Origin of the sequence: Rhizobium sp. CCGE531 (assembly GCF_003627795.1) — a bacterium.
Classification (GTDB): Bacteria; Pseudomonadota; Alphaproteobacteria; order Rhizobiales; family Rhizobiaceae; genus Rhizobium.
This window is the reverse complement of the sequence record NZ_CP032684.1, coordinates 1,769,974-1,788,799: the sequence shown is the minus strand read 5'-3', so window position 1 is coordinate 1,788,799 and position 18,826 is coordinate 1,769,974. Positions and strand designations below refer to the sequence as shown.

Here is an 18,826-nt window from a genome sequence, read left to right as displayed (position 1 = left end):
CTTGCCAGCGGCGGCACCTGGGGAATGGAGCGGCATCTCCGGTATTCGAACTTGTGTCGGCCTATCTGCCGTTGCGATACCACCGCAGCGACATACAGGAGAGCCCAGCGTCGATCTTCTCGATCTCGGCCGTCTTCAGCGGCACGACCCTGTAGCCCTCGTTGTCGAGCCTCTCGAGCGTGCGTGGGTGGTTGGCGCTGGCGAAGACGACATCGTTCACCCGGAGCACATTCGCCGCCGGCTCTTCACCTTCTGGAACGACGAACTTGCGAAACCCTTCGAAGACAGCAGCATCGGCAAGGGCGGCCGTCGCGATCACAGTCTCGTCGTCAAGCAGCGAGGAGCCTGTCTTGAAGTGCAAAACGCCTTTCGGAGTCTCGGCAATCTGAGCCTGTCCACCAAGCTTTTCGATGCAGGCGACAAGTCCCTCGGCACCATCCTTATCAGTGCGGTCGGAGAGGCCGATCAGCAGGCCTTTCGGGGTATACATGATGTCGCCGCCGTCCGCCTGGCCCGTTGCGGGCAGTTCAAGAACGGTCTCGAACATCTCGCGCAGCACCGGCGCAAGTTCGGCAGTTTCCTCGGCTCGGCTCCGGGTGCCCGGCCGGAGCAGGATGGCGCCGTTGGTGAACACAAGTGCCGGGTCCTCGACGAAGATGGAGTCCGGGAAGTCCTCAAGCGGCGGAAGCACTGTGACCTCGACACCGGCATTGCGTAGCGCCGCAATGTAGGCGTCGTGCTCGACCTTCACGCCGTCGTAAGTCGGGCCGCCGCGATCGTTGGCGCGCAGGCCATTGATAACGGAGGTGGATGGTTCCCGGACGATTGCCGAGTTGAACTCATAGACTGATCTGGTCTGCGACATTGTTGGTTGTCCTTAGTTCCAATGTTCGACTGCGCGCGCGCTCATTCGGCCGCTAATAGGAGATGTTCCGTCTGCGGAGTGCGCCGTGACAGGTGAATGCCCGCGAGCATGCAGCGCACCGAGCCGCCGGCGAGTTCGATGGTCGAGACGTCGAACGGCAAGAGCTTGGCGGAGTGCTCAATCGCCGCTATCTGTTCCTGATACAGGGCTGCGTGGGCGCGCGCCGACAGCGCCAGCACGCGATCGTCGCCGCCCTCCAGCTCGATGGCATTGCCGGCAAAATTCTCGATCTGCTCGATGGAAACCTCGATGACCTCGCGGCCGGTTTCCCTGAGCCTGTCGACAACTTCCTGCCGGCGCCGAAGATCGCGAACCATCTGCGTTCCAAGCAAAGCGAAATCGGTCCCGACGCACATCAGCACGTTGGTGTGATAGATCGGCTGGCCGCTGCGATCGACGGCGTCGAAGACCATCGGCTCGAAGTTGAAGTGCGTGCAGAAGCGCTCCAGCGCCACTTCGTTGGTACGGTTGGAGCGCACCGCGTAGGCGACCCGGCCGATGTGATCGAGGACCATAGCGCCGGTGCCTTCAAGATAGACATGGTCTTTCTCAAGGCCGGAATAATCGATGACATCCTGCACGCGGTACTCGGTCTTGAGCATCTCGATCACGTCACCGCGACGCTCTTTCTGCCGATTGGGCGAGTACATCGGATAGACCGCAACGTGGCCGCCGGAATGGGTCGAGAACCAATTGTTGGGGAAGACGGAGTCGGGCGTTGCAACCGTCCGGTCCTCAAAGACATGGACGGCGACGCCAGCCTCGGCGAGGCCTTCCGCCATGCGCGTTACCTCATCGTAGGCGGCGCTGGCGACCGCTGCGGCGGCCCGCTTTTCGTCATTGGACTGAAACGCGTTGTCGGCGGCGGTCATCGGATTCGGCGTAAAATGATGCGGCCGGATCATCACGACGCCCCTGGGGGCCTGAACGGACTGTCTGCTCATCAGAGCGCTCCGATCTTTTGAGGTGTGGAAGCCGCTTTTGCCGCGCGCAGGATCATGCCGAAGAGATCGCGCGGCTCGTCGGGATCGGCGAGCAGATCGAGTTCTTCATAAAGGCCGGTGTCCTTGAGGCAGTCGCGCACATAGCGCAGCGCCGAAAAATCCTCGATGGCGAAGCCGACGGAGTCGAACAGCGTAATCTGACGCTCGCCCGAACGGCCGGCCGCCTTGCCGGCGATCACCTGCCAAAGCTCGACAACCGGGTGGTCCGGAGCGAGCTGCTGGATCTCGCCTTCGATGCGCGTCTGCGGCGGGTATTCGACGAAGATATCGGAGCGCAGCAGGATGTCGCCGTGAAGCTCGGTTTTGCCGGGGCAGTCGCCGCCAACGGCGTTGATGTGAATGCCGGGGCCGACCATGTTGTCGGTGAGGATCGTCGCATTCTGCTTGTCAGCGGTGACGGTGGTGACGATCTCGGCGCCTTCGACCGCTTCCTGCGAGGAGGCGCAGGCCATAATCTCGAAACCCATGCCGGCAAGGTTCTTCCGGCAGCGAGCCGTCGCGGATGGATCGATGTCGTAAAGCCGCAGCTTGTCGACGCCGAGGATCGCCTTGAAGGCGATGGCCTGGAATTCCGACTGCGCCCCGTTGCCGATCATCGCCATGGTACGGGCGCCCTTCGGTGCCAGGTACTTGGCAGCGACGGCCGACATCGCCGCGGTCCTGAGCGCCGTCAGGATCGTCATCTCGGTCAAGAGCATCGGATAGCCGTTGCCGACATCGGCAAGCACGCCGAAAGCGGTGACCGTCTGGCGACCGGAACGGGTGTTCTTGGGATGGCCGTTGACGTATTTGAAGCCGTAGGTCTCGCCATCACTGGTCGGCATCAGCTCGATGACGCCTTCGGCGCTGTGAGAGGCGACACGCGGCGTCTTGTCGAAGCACTCCCAGCGGCGGAAGTCCTCCTCGATATAGGCGGCAAGCTCGACGAGGAAGCGTTCGACACCGGTTGCAAGCACCAGCTTCATCATATGATCGACGCTGATGAAGGGAACAACGTTCAGTTTGTCTTGCATGACTTTAAATAGCTCCTTCGAGTGCCCATCAGGCTTCGCCAGACAGAATCAAAACAGGTACCGCCCGGCGGTGTTCGAACTCGCGAATGACCTCTTGTTATCGGTCACGCTTTCTAAAACGCGGAGGCAAAATTCAAGTTGCGTGCCACGGCGAGATTATGTAGACCTGGTATAACAGGTATGTCAATGGGTGGAGAGCTGCTGTGCGCTTGGGAAAAGGGCGGCACGGTTAGCCACCGTTCACTTTCCATGAGGGTCTCTGGTCGGAACGGTAGGTCACTTCGTTCCGCTTAAGAAAGGAAAATTATGTCAGTGGGTGCGCTATCGTCAGTTGAACACATCCTCTTTCCCCGCGGCGCCGCTCACAACGACGCTGGTCTTTTGGCGAAGTTCCTGACAGAACTTAGATACGAAAGCATACCAGTCGATGTGCTGAAGCATGCCAAGCTCATCACGCTGGACACGATCGGATGTATCGTCGCCGGAACGGACACTCCTCTAGGTGAGAAGTTATTGGCCGCGTACCAAGCTGGAGAAGACACGGGCGGGTGTTGCGTTCCCGGCACTCGCCTTCAACTTTCCCCATCAATGGCTACAAAATTAAATGCCTGGCTCTCTGACGTACTTGATTATGAAGACGTCGCCGCCGGGCATCCAAGCGCAACCGTGATACCTGCGGCACTCGCGATGGCGGAGTACCTCAAATCAACACCCAAGCGCTTCCTTGCAGGAGTTGTAGCTGGATATGAGGCAGGATTGCGGGTTCACGACGCAACTCAGGCCACCCCGGATGTTTACCGCCGTTTCGCGGTCTACCACGCATGGCACGGAATCGCGGCTGGAGCGGCGGCCATGGTGGTGTCGGGCGGATCTGAAGAGCAATTCCGATCCGCCCTCGGACACGCGGGCGCCAATACCTCCCTTCCCCTCTGGTATGTGCAATATGGTCGACCGGCACACGCTCTCAAGGCAAATTATGGTCAGATGGCGCTTGGAGGGATTGACGCAGCACTCTGCGCTCGCCGCGATATTGTCGGCCCATTTGCGATGTTGAGCGACCCCGAAAGGGGCTTCGCCAAGATCATCGGGTCGGATCAATTCGAACCCGCTCAGCTTTCTGCCGATTTGGGGGAGGTTTGGCGCACTAGAGAATCGTCGTTAAAACCGTATCCGAGCTGCGCGTTCCTCCATACCACAATTGACGGGGTTTCCAGCCTCGTGAAGGAGCATAACATCGATCCCGAAAATCTTGAAAAGCTGAAAATCAGAAGTTTTTCGAGAATAACGGAATGGTTTTCGGACAAGGCTCCAGCCAGCGATATCGATGCTCAGCTGTCCATTGAATATGTATCGGCTATGGCGCTTCTCTCAGTTGAAGTCGGCAGAGAGTGGTATTCGCCGTCGCTCATGAGAAATAACCGCGTGGCTGAACTCATGCAGAGAATTGATGTTGAGCTTGATCCAGTCGCGGAAGAGGCATTCTGGAAGCATGACCAATATTTATCGACAATAATTCTCCACACCAGGGACGGACGGAGCTTTACCACGACGGTCGAATGGCCTCCGGGCCACTGGCGGAGGCCTTTTAGCATGAATGATGTCGCGGAAAAGTTCGCACGAAACCTTCGGGGCTCGGCGATCGAGAAAAATACTTCGCACATCATCAAGACGATAATGAACATAGATCACCTGAATTCCTTGGACGATTTGTATTGCCTGTTAAGAGCTGAATAGCCGTCGAACGAGCCGTTTTGCTCTCCTAAAGACGTAGTCCTTTGGTTTGGGGATAAACGCTACGTCCAAAAAGGCACGTGGTAACTCGAAATTTCAGGTGCAGCGTTGAGAGGCATCACGTCGTCCACAATGGTGCCGGGTACAGGCGGAGCGGTAAAAATAGCCTGCCAGGCGAAAAAATTTGGCCACCGCGGAGCCCGAAGCGCTGTTGTCACGCTTACACTATTCAGTGATGACGGTGCGTCGGCACCCCATCGACTTCGCCACTGACGCCCGATCTCTCCAGCGGCCGTTCGGCTGAACCCATTCGTAAAATCCGGCCGACGACCTGCAAGCTATCGTGGAGGGACGTGGAGAGACCATGAGTTGGACGCTGCGCCTATTGACCGCTGGCTGGTCTAAACGACCGGAATCCGTTCGGGTGATAGGTCACTAAGAAACTCAACCCCGCCATCACGAACGAATACGACCTCTTCAAACTGGAACACCGCGCCGTTCTTTTCAAGCTTCGGTTCGAGGTGGAAAATCATCCCCGGCTCTATCACGGTCTGGTCGGCCGCCGAAATCGATGGCGGTTCCGTGACATCGAGTCCGCCGCCGTGTCCTATGCGCGAGACGTGCCCGTATATTTGGCCAAGATCAGCTTCCTTCCAAAGGCGCTGAAAATTGCTGTAAATGTCACAGCAGCGAAGGCCGGGCCTGATGCCATTGACAAGCTCGATCGTTAGCGATCGGACACTCTTGTATGTCGCGATTTCCCAATCCGACGGCTCGCCGCATCGCGCGATTCGATTGCGATCTGCAGGATACCCCCCGTAGGTGGCGCGAAAGTCCGTCCAGATGTAGTGACCTTCTTTCAACTTCCGATCCGACGGTGTGCGGCCATAAAAGAAGTCACCGTCGCTGAACAGCATCGCGATCGGATCCGCACTTTCCGCCCCATTGAGGTAGATCTGGGCTTGCATCATTTGGCAAAGCTCAAACTCCGAGATGCCGGCATAGGCATTTCCAATCACCTGATCAAATGCGTCATTCACGATGGCGAGGGCGACCTTCTTCATTTCTGCTTCGAACGGCGTCTTGATCAGTCGTATCTGCCACAAGATATCAGTCGCGCTTCGAACAGACTCGTCGGATGCGATTTGTTTCAACCGATCGATCAAGTAGAGCGATCCGCGACCGAACATATCGGGGCCGTAGTCGACAGCGATCCGTCGGCGAGATGAGGCGGGCATGGCGGAAATCTGATCTACAATGGCGTCGACCGCCCCGGGTAGATAGCCGTCATAGGCAATCGGCGAGAATGGACGCGGCACGCTTTCCATCAGCCGCAGTTCCCCCAGACTGCCGAAGACGAGCAACCGTTCGAGTGTCAGCACGGCCAACACCGGACGAGCATGATAGGTCCATGAGAGCGTCCGGTAGTCGGTGAAGTAGCGAACGTTCTTTTCGTCCGTGAGAATCAAGACATCGGTTTCGCAGCGACTCATTGCGGCTCGCGTACGGCTGAGCCGCGCTTCCAGTTCATCGCTTGGTACAATTGGGGCGGGCAGCAATGGCCTCGCGTTAAGGGTGATAGGACGCGAGGGCAAACGCAAGTCAAGTGGCATTGAATTCTCCTTCAGGCGAGATCAGTCATGCATGGAGGCTGATCGTGCTGCAAAATATGCACAGGGTAGGCTATTAAGGGCACTGCCGCTGAGAGGTGTTGTGGCGAAGCCAGTCGACGCTGGCTTCGCAGATGGAGACGATGTCAGATCGTTATGCCGCTCTGCCAGTTCGACGCCCCGGTGTAAGGTTAGTAGCCACTTCGGCGATGTTGGCGGCGTCGAGACCAAAATGGCGATAGAGGTCGGCGACCGTGCCGGTCTGGCCAAAATGCTCAACGCCCAGACTATGAGTGCGGTGGCCGATAACCCCACCCAGCCAGGAGAGCGTTGCCGGATGACCATCGATGGCGGTCACAATCGCAGCGTGGCGCGGCAGCGGCGCAAGCAGGCGCTCAATATGTCCAGCCGCATCCACATGGCCACGCGCGCGTGCTCGCATCGCCGCCTGCCAGCCCGCATTGAGCCGATCAGCCGAGGTGACTGCAAGAACGCCTATGTCACGGCGTATGTCGCCAATCATGCCCGCAGCCGCAATTGCTTCGCTTGCCACCGTCCCCTGGTAGGCAATAACGAGATCACAGTTGGGGCCGGGCTCCCGCAACCAATAGGCGCCATCTATCACGCCTTGTTTAAAGGCTGAATCATACGGACGTCTCGGCTGTTCGAGTTGACGCGTCGACAGTCGCAAATAAACCGCCCCGCCGGTTTCGTCGCGAAGCCATGTGCGTTCATTGGGATCCCCCTCGCCGTCTCGCTGCATATAGTCGAAGGCCCACGTCATGATGGCTGCCAATTCGTCGGCAAATGCAGGTTCGAAGCTGGCCAGCCCGTCTTGACTCATGCCTATCAAGGGAGCTGCGATCGACTGGTGAGCGCCGCCCTCCGGCGCCAAAGTTACACCAGACGGCGTGCCCACGATCATGAACCGCGCGTCTTGGTAACAGGCATAGTTTAACGCATCGAGGCCACGAGAGACGAACGGATCGTACACCGTTCCGATCGGGATCAGTCGTTCGCCGAAAAGCGAATGAGAGAGCCCCATTGCGCCGAGCAAAAGAAACAGGTTCATCTCGGCGATGCCGAGTTCGATATGCTGGCCTTGCGGTGTGAATGTCCACTTTTGGGCGCTGGGCACCCGCTCGGCGCGAAATGTATCCGCCAATTCCGTGCGGGCGAACAATTGTCGGCGATTGACCCAGGGACCGAGATTTGTGGAGACGGTGACGTCCGGCGATGTCGTGACGATGCGGTCTGCTAATTCGCTGTCGGATTTCGCAATGGCGTCCAGGATCTTGCCGAACGCTGCTTGGGTGGAAATGCTGTCTCCCGCTGACGAGGGTATCGGAACCGCATCGCGGGTGACCGAGATATCTGGTCCGGCGTGACGCCGACGTCCGGCGGCGAAAAACGGTATCGCTGCGATGAATTGACACAACGCTGTTCCTTCGACCCCGAGCCCTTCGGCCATGCCCCACTCGTGACCATCACGGATGTTCATGGCCTTCTTGAACAAATCCATCTGGGCTTCGGTCATCAAACCAGCATGGTTATCCTTATGGCCGGCGAGCGGTGTGCCCCATCCTTTGACCGTGTAGGCAATGAACGTAGTCGGGCGATCATGGTCGATGGCGTTGAACGTGTCGACCAGAGTGGAAAGGCAGTGACCGCCGAGATTTTCCATCAAAGCCGCAAGCGCTTGATCGTCGCGTTTGTTCAGCAATGCAGTCACGTCGCCTTGATCACCGATCTCGTCCGTCAGTCGCTTGCGCCAGGCGGCTCCTCCCTGGAACGTCAGCGCGGAATAGAGTTGATTGGGGCAAGCGTCGATCCAAGCTTTGAGTGCGTCGCCACCCCGTTCCTGAAATGCGGCGCGTTGCAATGCGCCATATTTAAGCGTCACGACATCCCAGCCAAAGGCGCGGAAAACCGTTTCAATCCGCTCATAAAGGCCCTCGCGCACCACACCGTCGAGGCTCTGTCGGTTGTAGTCGATGATCCACCAGCAATTTCGAAGATTGTGTTTCCAACCCTCCTGCAGGCACTCATATATGTTGCCCTCATCGAGTTCTGCGTCCCCGACCAGCGCCACCATCCTACCCTTTGGTTGGTTCGCTGCTGCCCAGCTCCGCGCGTGAACATAATCCTGCACAAGGGATGCGAACGTCGTTATCGCGACTCCGAGACCGACGGAACCAGTGGAAAAGTCCACGTCGTCGACATCCTTGGTCCTGCTCGGATAAGACTGCGCGCCGCCATATCCTCGAAAATTCTCGAGCTTTTCCCGTGTCTGGTTGCCGGCAAGATATTGAAGTGCGTGAAAGACAGGCGAGGCGTGTGGCTTGACCGCAACGCGGTCTTCAGGACGCAGGACGGCACAGTAAAGCGCCGTGATGATCGATACCATCGACGCCGATGAAGCCTGATGTCCGCCGACTTTGACGCCGTCGATCTTTTCTCGACGGTTCGCCTGGTCAATCATCCAGCACGACAGCCACAGGAGCTTGCGTTCGATCACGTGATAAAGAGCAACGCGATCTGGCTCGCTACCATTTAAGACAACATCCCGCATCTCGATCTCCTGTGTCTGCTACCGTTCGACGACCTAGTGGCAACTATGTCAGTGAACCAGTTGCCCAAGAAATCGCTTGGTTCGCTCATGCTCAGGGTGATCGAAGAAACGGGCGGGCGTCCCCTGCTCGATAATTTCGCCGCCATCCATGAAAACGACGCGGTCTGCGACTTCACGCGCAAATCCCATCTCGTGCGTCACACATATCATCGTCATGCCTTCGCTAGCGAGCCTAGTCATGACCTCAAGGACTTCCTTGACCATCTCCGGGTCAAGTGCCGACGTAGGCTCATCGAACAGCATGATCTTGGGCTTCATGCACAGCGCGCGCGCAATCGCAACACGCTGCTGCTGACCGCCTGAAAGTTGGCTCGGGTACTTGCGGGCCTGCTCGGGTATTCGTACCCGGTCGAGATTTTCCATCGCGATTTTTTCGGCTGCATCCCGCGACATTTTCCGCGCCCGCATCAAGGCCAAGGTACAGTTATCGATCACGGTCAAATGCGGAAAGAGATTGAATTGCTGGAAAACCATCCCGGCCTCACGGCGTACCTCGGCCAATCCTCTCATCCCGGCACGCAATTCGGTGCCGTTAACGACGATCCTACCCTTTTGGTGCTTTTCCAGTTGATTGATGCAACGGATCAATGTCGATTTACCGGAACCCGACGGTCCGCAGATAACAATGCGTTCGCCGAGCTTCACATCCAGGCTTACGTCGCGGAGGACTTGAAACGCTCCATACCACTTCGATACGTTTTCAATTAGAACTACTGCGGGAGCGACTGCCGAGGGGGCTTGGCTGAAATTCGTTATCTTCTCCGCTGAATTTAGTACCATGTTATTCCTCCCGGCGCCTATCAGGCGCTTTTTAGTTTCGATGCGTGTCCCAGCCCAAGACGTCGTTCCAATCGGCTCACCAGCGCAACCGCCATGAGCGACAAGATGATGAACAAGATCCCCACAACCATCATGGGCTCAGCGTAGCGATAAGTCTCGGATGCTACGTCCAGGGCGCTGCCGAGCATTTCTGGTACGGCAATTACAGCCAGAAGCGGCGTAGACTTCAAAATCGCGATAGAATAAGCACCCATAGGAGCCGCGATGTTGCGGAGCATTTGCGGCGCAATGACGAATCTCACCGTGTCGCCCCACCCAATACCCAAACTCTCAGCCGCTTCGGCTTGTCCAACCGGTACGGCGTCGATTCCGGCTTTGAAAACTTCAGACAAATAGCCTGAGAAGTAAAAGCTCAACCCAAAAACCCCAACGAACATAGCCGGCAATACGATTCCGTAGTATGGAAGCACGAAAAACAGAAAGTATATTTGTACCAACACTGGCGTGGAGCGGATTGCGTCGATGACAAATTGTGCAATCGGGCGGACGATCCAGTGGGAGCGTCGCAGTAGTTCCCAAATAAATCCCAAAGTCGCTGCGCCCGCAAAGCTGAGAATTGCAACTAGAAGGGTATTCCAAATCCCTTCCAGGATTCTCGGAATAATGTTTGCCGCAAAGCCGAAATCGAAATCCATTTATCTCAACCTCTTTTTTTCTTGGGATTTTTCCAGATATCTGCCAAGTATTGTAACTGGATAGCAGATTATGAGGTACGACAGTAAAAGTCCAGAATATATGCCCGACGGATCATAGCTAAGCTGTGCTATTTGCTTAGCCCGATAGGTCATGTCTGTCAGAGTTATAAGCGAAACTAAAGATGTTCCTTTGATTAACTGGATTGCATCATTGATGAAGGTCGGGATCATCGCTGATATGGCTTGCGGCAATTCAATGAGGCGGAGTACGGTAAACCGCCGTAGCCCCAAGGCCAGTCCAGCCTCACATTGACCGCGACTGATTGCCTGCAATGCGGCGCGCACGGATTGGCTGCTGTATGCGCCAGCATTGAGTCCGAGCACCATTGCGCCCACCGTCGTTGCGGACAAGTAGATATCGAACGCCGGGAGTGAATAATAGAAGGCATAGAGAAGGACGATAGCTGGAGAACTGCGCCAAAACTCTATGACTGCGGTAATGAACCACCGCGCGGTACCCGTTGAAAAGTGCTGGAGCACACCAGCAAGCAGGGCGAACGGTATTGCATACAGCAGACCGAGAGCGGTGATCGTGACCGTCACCCCGAGACCTTCATATATGCTCGAGAGAATTTCGAAGAGAGTCATTCGCCCTGCTTCCTTTTATGCGCAACTTATTTGCAGTCGGCGTAGAGGCTCTTTGGAGTAATGCCAGCTGGGGCGACCGCTTTTTCGCTGAAGCCGTTCTTCACGAAGATCTTCGAGACCGCTCCTTCAGCCTTTAATTTTTCCAAGCTTTCATTATAGAGGTCGCGCAATTTTGTGTCCTCAGGTCTGAAGGCGATCGCTGCATAGTTTGCTGCCTGTTTGCCGTTCTCCAGTACAAGCCCGGTGAAAGGCTGCGCGAGCTCGAGCTTGCCCTTAAGCTTGGGATCATTCACGGTGTTGATGGCGGTTCCCATGGACTCTGTGTCCGCCTGAATACGTCCAGCCAGCAGAGCCGCGACGGACGATTGAGTGTCCTGAAACATGATCATACGATCCTTCGGGATGCCGGCTTTGATGGCGTTCTCGGTGTTGGAACTACCGCGGCCGCCGCCCATGATCAGATCGGGGTTTTTGGCAACATCATCGTAGCTGTGGATGTTGTGCGGATTCCCTGCAAGAACCATCACGCCGTCGCCAATCACCAGGTCCGGATTACTGAAGACGACCTGCTTGCATCGCTCTTCGGTAACGGCCATCCCGGAAGCCACAACGTCAATCCGCTTGGACATCAGGCTTGGGATCAATGCATCCCAGTCCATAGCGACGAAATCGACCTTCTTGACACCCAACGGCCCCAACACAGCCTTGATCATATCGGGCCCGACACCTGTCACCTCACCATCCTTGTCAACATATCCCCAAGGCGCTTGGTTATGTATTCCAATGGTGATTTTGCCTTCACTTAGGACGCGATCCGCCAGTTCGTCGGCACGCCCACTAGGCACTCCCGCACTGGCCATCGCAAGCACGGCACCACCGATCAAGATGGCTCTTCTGAAGATTTTTGTATTCTGCATTTTCGTTCCCCTTCGGTTGACGACAGCCGTTTTCTATACTAGGTATACTAACTATGTCAACCGAGAATGCGCTTGGGTTGGCCATGTGTTGAAAACGGTTGAGAATCAAACTTTTCTAAGTTGCCGTATTGGATTGCACAGAATGGAGAAGAGTAATGGTTCAATCACGCTTGCGGACATCGGCGTCGCTGCACGAGTCGGTCCGCGAAGAGATATTAGATCGGATTCGGAACGGCACCTATCAGTCGGAAGCGCCGATCCCATCCACGGCGATGTTGAGTGAGGAATTTGGCGTCAGTCCGATCACGGTCAAGCGTGCGCTGCGTGATCTGCAGGCTGTTGGCGCGCTAACAGCAGTTACTGGAAAGGGCACCTTTGTTAAGGACCACCAACGCTTTCTGCTGGACCTTGAGGGATGGATGTCTCCGTTTGACAATGCCTCCATACGGCTGCTGTCAATCACCAGGGAAAAGATAGCTGACACGACCTTACAGGTATTCAATCCACCGAAAGAAGCGATGCTTTGTGTCCGCAAGATGGTCTACTTCGGCGACGACGTTCCTATCGTCTATGATGCGACATATCTATCCTCAGATGTCGATAGCGACATCGTCGATGAATTCGGCGAGCAGTTCGTAACCAACGCGCTGGAGCGCCACGATTTTAAGATCACAGGCACCTCTCACATCATAGATGCAGCGCCAGCCGCAGGGCAAGCTGCCGAAGTCTTCGGCGTCCCAAATGGATATCCGATGCTACGCCGTCTCTACAAAATAACGACGGATAAGCGGAACGTCACGATTTTTGGTGTTCTGCAGGCGCCATTCGACCGGCTTGCGTGCTCACTCAATGTTCCATCCAATCCGAAATCTAAACATCAGTTGAAGTCAAAAAAATGATCCTTCCGCACCTTCAGATTCCCTCCACTTTCAGACTCCCTGCTCCCGCTGTGCCAGAGGCTGAACTTAGCCAGCGGCTCACGAACATTCGTCGGGAGATGGCGGCTTCGCAACTCGATATCGTTGTTCTAACCGACAAGAAGAATGTCGACTATTTCACCGATTACCAGGAACTGTCTTGGGATTCTAAACCGCGTCCCCTGTTCGCAATTATTTCGGTGAATGACTTTGTGGTGATCGGGAGCCTTGGCGAAGCGCCGACGATCGAAATGAAACCGCGAATTTTCTCGGCCCGCTATTATGATGGCTATCTCGCTGAAGCGGTTAAGGCAATCTCGGACTGGATTGGCGAAAACACCCAAGGCCCGCGCCACATCGCCATCGATTATGGCCAGGACATGTTCGGCCGCGGCTCGTTGGCTCTGATCGACGTCCTCAACACCCTTTCGGTCGACAGAAGGGTCGAGACCGCGACGGATGCGATATGGAGGGTTCGATTGATCAAATCGAGATTCGAGGCCGATCTCAAGCGCACGGCATTTGAAATCGTGAATTCCGCCTTCGACCAAGCAATCGCGCAGGCTCGCATCGGCATGACGGAATACGAGCTGTATTATCTCATGCAGGCTCAGACCTTTCTTAACGGGGCAGAAAACACAGACCAGATCGCGATGTTGTTTTCTAAGGGTGATTTCGCCTATGGCCGGACGGCGAAGGACCGCAAGCTTGAGGAAGGCCACTATGTTTGGACCGATTTCCGCGCGACCTATGGAGGCTATCCGGCCGATCGCAATCGCATCGCGCGCGCAGGTGAACCTCATGAATGGGAAACAAAGACCTACACTGATGTACGCTCTCTGACGATTGATCTTGCCCGGCAGATCCGCCCTGGAATGGCGTGCTCCGACGTTTATGGCATCTTCGAGAAGATGTGGCGCGAAGCGAACCTGGGGAAACTCTACAGCCACGTGTCACGGATCGGTCACGGTGGCGGACTGGATGTCACCGAGCCGCCGTCTCTTTCGCGGACCGATCCGACGATTATTCAACCAGGAATGATTTTCCATATCGAACCGAAGCTGGAGCGCGATGGCGCCGTGTTCCAGTTCGAAGAGGTCGTTTTCGTTACTGATAATGGCATCGAATTTCTGAGCGAATTGTCGCCCGACACACTTCCCATCATCCGTTAACTCCAGAATTCTGAAGGTTTGAGAATGTCAGCTACTACGCGCATCTGGTCCCCCATCGACTACAACCGGGAAGGCAAGCAGGTTGACTGCCTGCGTCTGCCCATCTCGACCGACAACTCGGCATACGGGTGGATTCCCATCCCCGTGGTTTGTATCAAAAATGGTGAGGGGCCGACGGCGGTTCTAATCGGGGGCACTCATGGCGACGAATACGAAGGCCAGATCGCCCATATGCGCCTCGCGAGGAAGCTCAGTGAAACTGATGTGACAGGACGCGTTATCATCATGCCATCCCTCAACTTCCCAGCTGTTGAAGCCGGCCGCCGCGTGTCGCCGATCGACGAGGGCAACCTCAATCGTCTTTATCCGGGACGCGCGCACGGCACGGCAACAGAAATGATCGCTCACTACGTAACGGAAGTGCTTCTTCCGATGGCGGATCTCGTCATCGATCTGCATTCAGGCGGACGTTCTCTCGACTACATGCCCTGCGCGCTCATTCGCCCCGGCAAGTCACCGCAGCAGCACGAGAAACTACTCGAGCTACTCCGGGTCTTCGGCGCGCCGATCGGGTTTGTGACAGACGGCAGCGGTGGTGGCGGGAGCACCACGTTGCCGGCCGCGGCCGAGCGCACTGGTGTTCCGGTAGTCACTGCGGAACTTGGCGGCGGCGCGACACTCAATCGCTCTGGACTGGACCTGGCGGAGCAAGGGGTGTTGAGGCTGCTCAAGCATATCGGTATCTTGCGGTGGAACGACGTCACAGAGGCTGTTGCGGTCAGGCTGATGGATTGTTCAAGCACAGACCTTCTTGTCTATGCCGAAACCGACGGAATGTTCGAGCCCTTCGTTGAGCTTGGTGACGACGTCAAGGAGGGGCAGTTGGCGGGCTTGCTTCACTCAATCGACAGGCCATTCAATCAGCCGCAGGAAGTTCACTTCTCGTGCGCAGGCATGGTCGTATGCAAACGTTTCCCGACGCTCGTGAAACGCGGCGATTGCCTCGTAGAGCTTCTGCAGGATCTTGCGCCTTCCAGCATGCAAGGACGCGCCCATGCCGCTTAAGATCAACCCGAGAGTCAGCGGAATGCAGTGCATCCGCTGCCAGATCATTCATCCGTTGGAGGATTATTTCGAGGGATGCCCATCTTGTTTGGATTCTGGCATACCCGCGAGCGTGGCGCCACACTTCAGCGAATGGCCCTCCTCCCTGGATCACAACACAGTAAGCAACTGGCTTAGCTATCCTACGTCCGGGCTCGGCGAAGGTAACACGCAATTATCGAGCCTGCCTCTCCTTGCCGCCGCTTTGGGTGTTGGTGAACTCTACACAAAAAACGAGTTCACCAATCCAACAGGGTCCCACAAAGACAGAATGGGGGCCCTGATTGCACAACGCGCTTTGGATGTCGGCATCCGAACCATCGCAGTGGCGTCGAGTGGCAACGCCGGCGTGTCGATGGCGGCCTATGCGGCACGAAGCGGACTCGAGTGCGTTGTTGTCACGACGCCGGACATGAGCCCCAATTGGCGCCGAGCTATCGAAGCGCATGGAGCGCGTATTGTTGCGACTGAAACCTCCGACGATCGTTGGAAGCTAATTGCGCGCAAAGCCCGATGTGGCGAATGGTATCCAGCGACGAATTACACTATTCCACCGGTTGGAAGCAATCCGTTCGGCGTCGACGGTTACCGCGCGATAGCGCTAGAACTTTACCTCGAATTTCAAGAGCAGCAGCCAACGGATATTCTTGTGCCCACTGCTCGCGGAGACCTAATCTGGGGCATCGCCAAGGGTTATAGCGATCTCCAAAGAGCGGGTCTTCTTCGATCAGTTCCCAGAGTTCACGCCATCGAACCATGTCCACGTATTGCGCATGCAATTGCGGGACATGGAATGGTTGGCTCATTTCCTGACGATACAAACATGGTGTCGATCGGCGGCAACACCGTCACACAGCAGACCTTGCACGCCCTTGAGCTGACAGACGGACTAGCAGTCGCGGTTGACGACGGTGAGGTCGCTGCAGATCAGGCAGTCCTTGGCCGAGAGGGCCTCTATCTGGAACTCTCCAGCGTCGCAACACTCACTGGTTTGCGCAGGCTAGCGAAAAATGGAGAGATCGGACGAAATGCACGAGTGATATTGATCGCAACCTCCCATGGGTACAAGGAGGAAGCGCGCTTTGAGAGCCCGCTAACAGCAAGTGCTGCCGGAGTTGATGATAGCCTGGCGAGCTTCTGAACGGGCGGGCTTTCCGGCGATGATCAAATGGGCGACACTTGAGGAGAGGCGAAGGTCAAGCTGACGCAGGAAATTTCTCCTGCGTCACCTCTCCTCTACGGTGAAAGCCGCCGTTGACGAACGCCACAATTTCGCTGTCGAAACAGGCGCACCCTATTCTTCTTCCGGCAGGGAAACTCCCAAGAGGGACCCGGCGGCACACTTCTGCGCTAGTTTCCGCTTTGGGCCGCCGAGAGGCGGCATTCCGCCCTTGAACGCCCGAAAGCTAATGGTCGTGCCGCTGACCTGCCACTGAACTTTCATCCAACGGCGATTAGAGCCCCGGCGCTCACCAACCCAAGTCAGCGGCGAAGATTCGGAAGGTCCATCACCCCGTTACGGTTGGCACGCAGACTTCAGCGGATTCCCCAAGCGGCTCAGGCGATCCCTGCCCCGCATCGGCAATGCTCTGATTAGGCAAAGCTCTTCCGGGTGACGAGACTTTGCCCCCCGATCACAGGCTCTGCGAGGTCTAATATCTCACCAGAGTGTCTTTGACCCGGATTATAAAACGGCAGGGGTGTGCTCAGTACTCATCAAGTGGGTTTCGCCAATATCGTTTAGCCACATCTGATCGTGAGCGGCACCAGGCTTGATCATGGGATAGCAGTTTTCGAGGTTGGTGACGCGACAATCGAACACAACCGGCCCGTCAATACTAATCATCTCCTCAATCGCATCGTCAAGATCGTCTGGATGGTCGCAGCGGATCCCATGCGCACCATATGCGTCCGCAAGTTTGACAAAATCCGGCATCGCCGCGGAATAGCTGTGCGACTTCCGGTTAAGATGGAAGTGTTGCTGTAGCTGTCGAACCATGCCGAGGTGATGGTTGTTGAGTATGAATACCTTGACTGACGCCCTATATTGAACGGCGGTTGCTATCTCGCGAATGTTCATTTGAATAGATGCATCACCAGCGACGTCGACAACGAGTTCGTCGGGGTGAGCGACTTGGACTCCGATCGCCGCCGGTAACCCAAATCCCATCGTACCCAGCCCTCCTGACTTTATAAAACGTTGAGGCTCGTAAACGCCGCAGTATTGGGCCGCCCACATCTGATGCTGGCCGACTTCAGTGGTTATGTATGGATTTCGGTCCTTAATCATGGCCCAAAGGCGTTCGAGCGCGAACTGAGGCATGATTTCGTCCTTACGAGGACGGTAGGCCAGTGAGTTCAGCGCTCGCCAAGTTTCGATTTGTCGCCACCAGTCTTTTACGCGTTCAGGCGACAACCTCTGCGACCGCGTGTCCAACGCCTGAAGCAGGTTTCTCATCGCCTCGGCGGCGTCGCTGCGGATCTTCACGTCGGCCTGAACAATCTTGTTGATTGAGGAGGAATCGATGTCGATGTGGATTTTCCTTGAATGCGGAGAAAAGCGATCCACGCGCCCGGTCACTCGATCATCGAACCGAGCGCCGATACACAGCATTACGTCGCACTGGTTCATCGCCATGTTTGCTTCGTAGGTGCCGTGCAGGCCAAGCATGCCTAACCAGGCTTTGCCCGTTGCCGGATAAGCGCCGAGCCCCATCAGCGTTGATGTAATCGGAAATCCCGTTTTGGCGACGAGTTGGCGAAGAAGCGCCGACGCTTCGGGGCCGGAATTTATGACACCGCCGCCGGTGTAGATAATTCCCTTGCGAGCGTTGATGATGAGATCTGCCGCCGTTTTGATGTCGGTCGCGCAGACGGGCTGCGGAGGCGCCGCGAGTCGGGTCCGGGGGCGGTCTGCATATGGTCCGATCGCGAGCTGGAAATCCTTCGGAACGTCGACCAGCACGGGCCCCGGACGGCCCGATATGGCGATCCGGAAAGCATCATGTATGGTTGCCGCGAGATGGCTCACATCGGTGACGACGAAGTTGTGTTTCGTACATGGCCTGGTAATGCCTGCCGTATCGCACTCCTGAAATGCATCCGTCCCGATCAGTGTTGTGGGAACCTGGCCGGAGATGCACACGATCGGAACCGAATCCATCAGCGCATCCTGAAGTGGTGTGATCATATTGGTGACACCGGGTCCCGACGTAACGAGCACAACACCAACCTGCCCCGTGGACCGGGCGTAGCCCTCGGCAGCATGCCCTGCTCCCTGCTCATGTCTTACGAGAACATGCCTGATATCGGCTTGTTGGAAGAGCACGTCATATATCGGGAGCACGGCACCGCCCGGATATCCGAAGATCGTGCCCACACCGTTGTCCCTGAGAGCCCGAACAATGATTTCTGCTCCCTTAAGCGTCTCGACCTCAACCGCGCTATCCATCACCGCCTCACCTTCGCCATCGGAATTCATGGTGAGCGAATAGCAGTTTCAGGCGGGCATTTCCTGCCGAGGTAGCTTCGCCGCCGCCAATTTCAAGCATGCAATGCTACGGCCAAGATCAACTGCAGCATCTCATGCCGTCAGCCTTTGACAAGACAATTTCTGTCCGATGGTGATGCCCCTATCCCGCACAAAGACGTCTATCGATCGAGCGACATTCGGCGCGG

General features: G+C 56.5%; 15 protein-coding genes. 5 read left to right on the top strand and 10 right to left on the bottom strand.

Going from position 1 to position 18,826, the window contains the following annotated elements:
• Positions 1-61 precede the first annotated feature (61 nt).
• The 3 genes from CCGE531_RS08790 to CCGE531_RS08780 are packed head-to-tail and all read right to left on the bottom strand — an operon-like array spanning position 62 to position 2,942.
• On the bottom strand, positions 62-865 hold the full coding sequence (locus CCGE531_RS08790) for an arginine deiminase family protein (protein WP_120663817.1): 804 nt from the start codon (positions 863-865) through the stop codon (positions 62-64).
• Between the two features lie 41 nt (positions 866-906).
• Positions 907-1,869, bottom strand: a complete 963-nt coding sequence (locus CCGE531_RS08785; RefSeq protein ID WP_120663816.1) for an arginine deiminase-related protein — start codon at positions 1,867-1,869, stop codon at positions 907-909.
• Positions 1,869-2,942, bottom strand: coding sequence for an ornithine cyclodeaminase (locus tag CCGE531_RS08780; protein ID WP_120663815.1), 1,074 nt, complete (start codon positions 2,940-2,942; stop codon positions 1,869-1,871). The genes CCGE531_RS08785 and CCGE531_RS08780 overlap by 1 nt, the downstream gene beginning before the upstream one ends.
• Positions 2,943-3,254: 312 nt before the next feature.
• On the opposite strand from CCGE531_RS08780, the gene CCGE531_RS08775 reads away from it, so the two are divergent.
• Positions 3,255-4,676 carry an MmgE/PrpD family protein gene (locus tag CCGE531_RS08775; RefSeq protein ID WP_162943869.1) on the top strand — a complete coding sequence of 474 codons (1,422 nt, stop codon included), beginning with the start codon at positions 3,255-3,257 and terminating at the stop codon, positions 4,674-4,676.
• Positions 4,677-5,074: 398 nt separating this feature from the next.
• Here CCGE531_RS08775 and CCGE531_RS08770 read toward each other — a convergent pair whose 3' ends face one another.
• From CCGE531_RS08770 to ehuB, 6 genes are all read right to left on the bottom strand, one after another.
• Complete coding sequence (locus tag CCGE531_RS08770) at positions 5,075-6,286, bottom strand: Xaa-Pro peptidase family protein (RefSeq protein ID WP_120663813.1); 1,212 nt, start codon at positions 6,284-6,286, stop codon at positions 5,075-5,077.
• A gap of 151 nt (positions 6,287-6,437) precedes the next feature.
• Positions 6,438-8,855, bottom strand: coding sequence for a 1-deoxy-D-xylulose-5-phosphate synthase N-terminal domain-containing protein (locus CCGE531_RS08765; RefSeq protein ID WP_120663812.1), 2,418 nt, complete (start codon positions 8,853-8,855; stop codon positions 6,438-6,440).
• 48 nt (positions 8,856-8,903) lie between these two features.
• A complete protein-coding gene (locus CCGE531_RS08760) occupies positions 8,904-9,671 on the bottom strand; it encodes an amino acid ABC transporter ATP-binding protein (protein ID WP_348633852.1) in 768 nt (255 codons plus the stop codon).
• Positions 9,672-9,715: 44 nt separating this feature from the next.
• Positions 9,716-10,390 carry an ectoine/hydroxyectoine ABC transporter permease subunit EhuD gene (ehuD, locus tag CCGE531_RS08755; protein ID WP_120663810.1) on the bottom strand — a complete coding sequence of 225 codons (675 nt, stop codon included), beginning with the start codon at positions 10,388-10,390 and terminating at the stop codon, positions 9,716-9,718.
• Positions 10,391-11,038: an amino acid ABC transporter permease gene (locus CCGE531_RS08750; RefSeq protein WP_120663809.1), complete on the bottom strand. Its 648-nt coding sequence runs from the start codon at positions 11,036-11,038 to the stop codon at positions 10,391-10,393. It lies immediately after the preceding gene.
• Positions 11,039-11,064: 26 nt separating this feature from the next.
• Positions 11,065-11,955: an ectoine/hydroxyectoine ABC transporter substrate-binding protein EhuB gene (ehuB, locus tag CCGE531_RS08745; RefSeq protein WP_120663808.1), complete on the bottom strand. Its 891-nt coding sequence runs from the start codon at positions 11,953-11,955 to the stop codon at positions 11,065-11,067.
• Between the two features lie 155 nt (positions 11,956-12,110).
• On the opposite strand from ehuB, the gene CCGE531_RS08740 reads away from it, so the two are divergent.
• Genes CCGE531_RS08740 through CCGE531_RS08725 form a run of 4 tightly spaced genes read left to right on the top strand, consistent with a single transcriptional unit; the run spans position 12,111 to position 16,289 of the window.
• Positions 12,111-12,854, top strand: a complete 744-nt coding sequence (locus tag CCGE531_RS08740; protein ID WP_120663807.1) for a GntR family transcriptional regulator — start codon at positions 12,111-12,113, stop codon at positions 12,852-12,854.
• Positions 12,851-14,044 carry a Xaa-Pro peptidase family protein gene (locus CCGE531_RS08735; protein ID WP_120663806.1) on the top strand — a complete coding sequence of 398 codons (1,194 nt, stop codon included), beginning with the start codon at positions 12,851-12,853 and terminating at the stop codon, positions 14,042-14,044. Before CCGE531_RS08740 ends, CCGE531_RS08735 begins: the two co-directional genes overlap by 4 nt.
• Positions 14,045-14,068: 24 nt before the next feature.
• The gene (locus tag CCGE531_RS08730) at positions 14,069-15,109 is read left to right on the top strand and encodes a succinylglutamate desuccinylase/aspartoacylase family protein (protein WP_120663805.1); all 1,041 of its coding nucleotides are present in this window, start codon (positions 14,069-14,071) and stop codon (positions 15,107-15,109) included.
• A complete protein-coding gene (locus CCGE531_RS08725; protein WP_120663804.1) occupies positions 15,099-16,289 on the top strand; it encodes a pyridoxal-phosphate dependent enzyme in 1,191 nt (396 codons plus the stop codon). The genes CCGE531_RS08730 and CCGE531_RS08725 overlap by 11 nt, the downstream gene beginning before the upstream one ends.
• A gap of 543 nt (positions 16,290-16,832) precedes the next feature.
• On the opposite strand, the gene CCGE531_RS08720 is transcribed toward CCGE531_RS08725, so the two are convergent.
• A complete protein-coding gene (locus CCGE531_RS08720; RefSeq protein ID WP_120663803.1) occupies positions 16,833-18,629 on the bottom strand; it encodes an acetolactate synthase 3 large subunit in 1,797 nt (598 codons plus the stop codon).
• Positions 18,630-18,826: the final 197 nt, after the last annotated feature.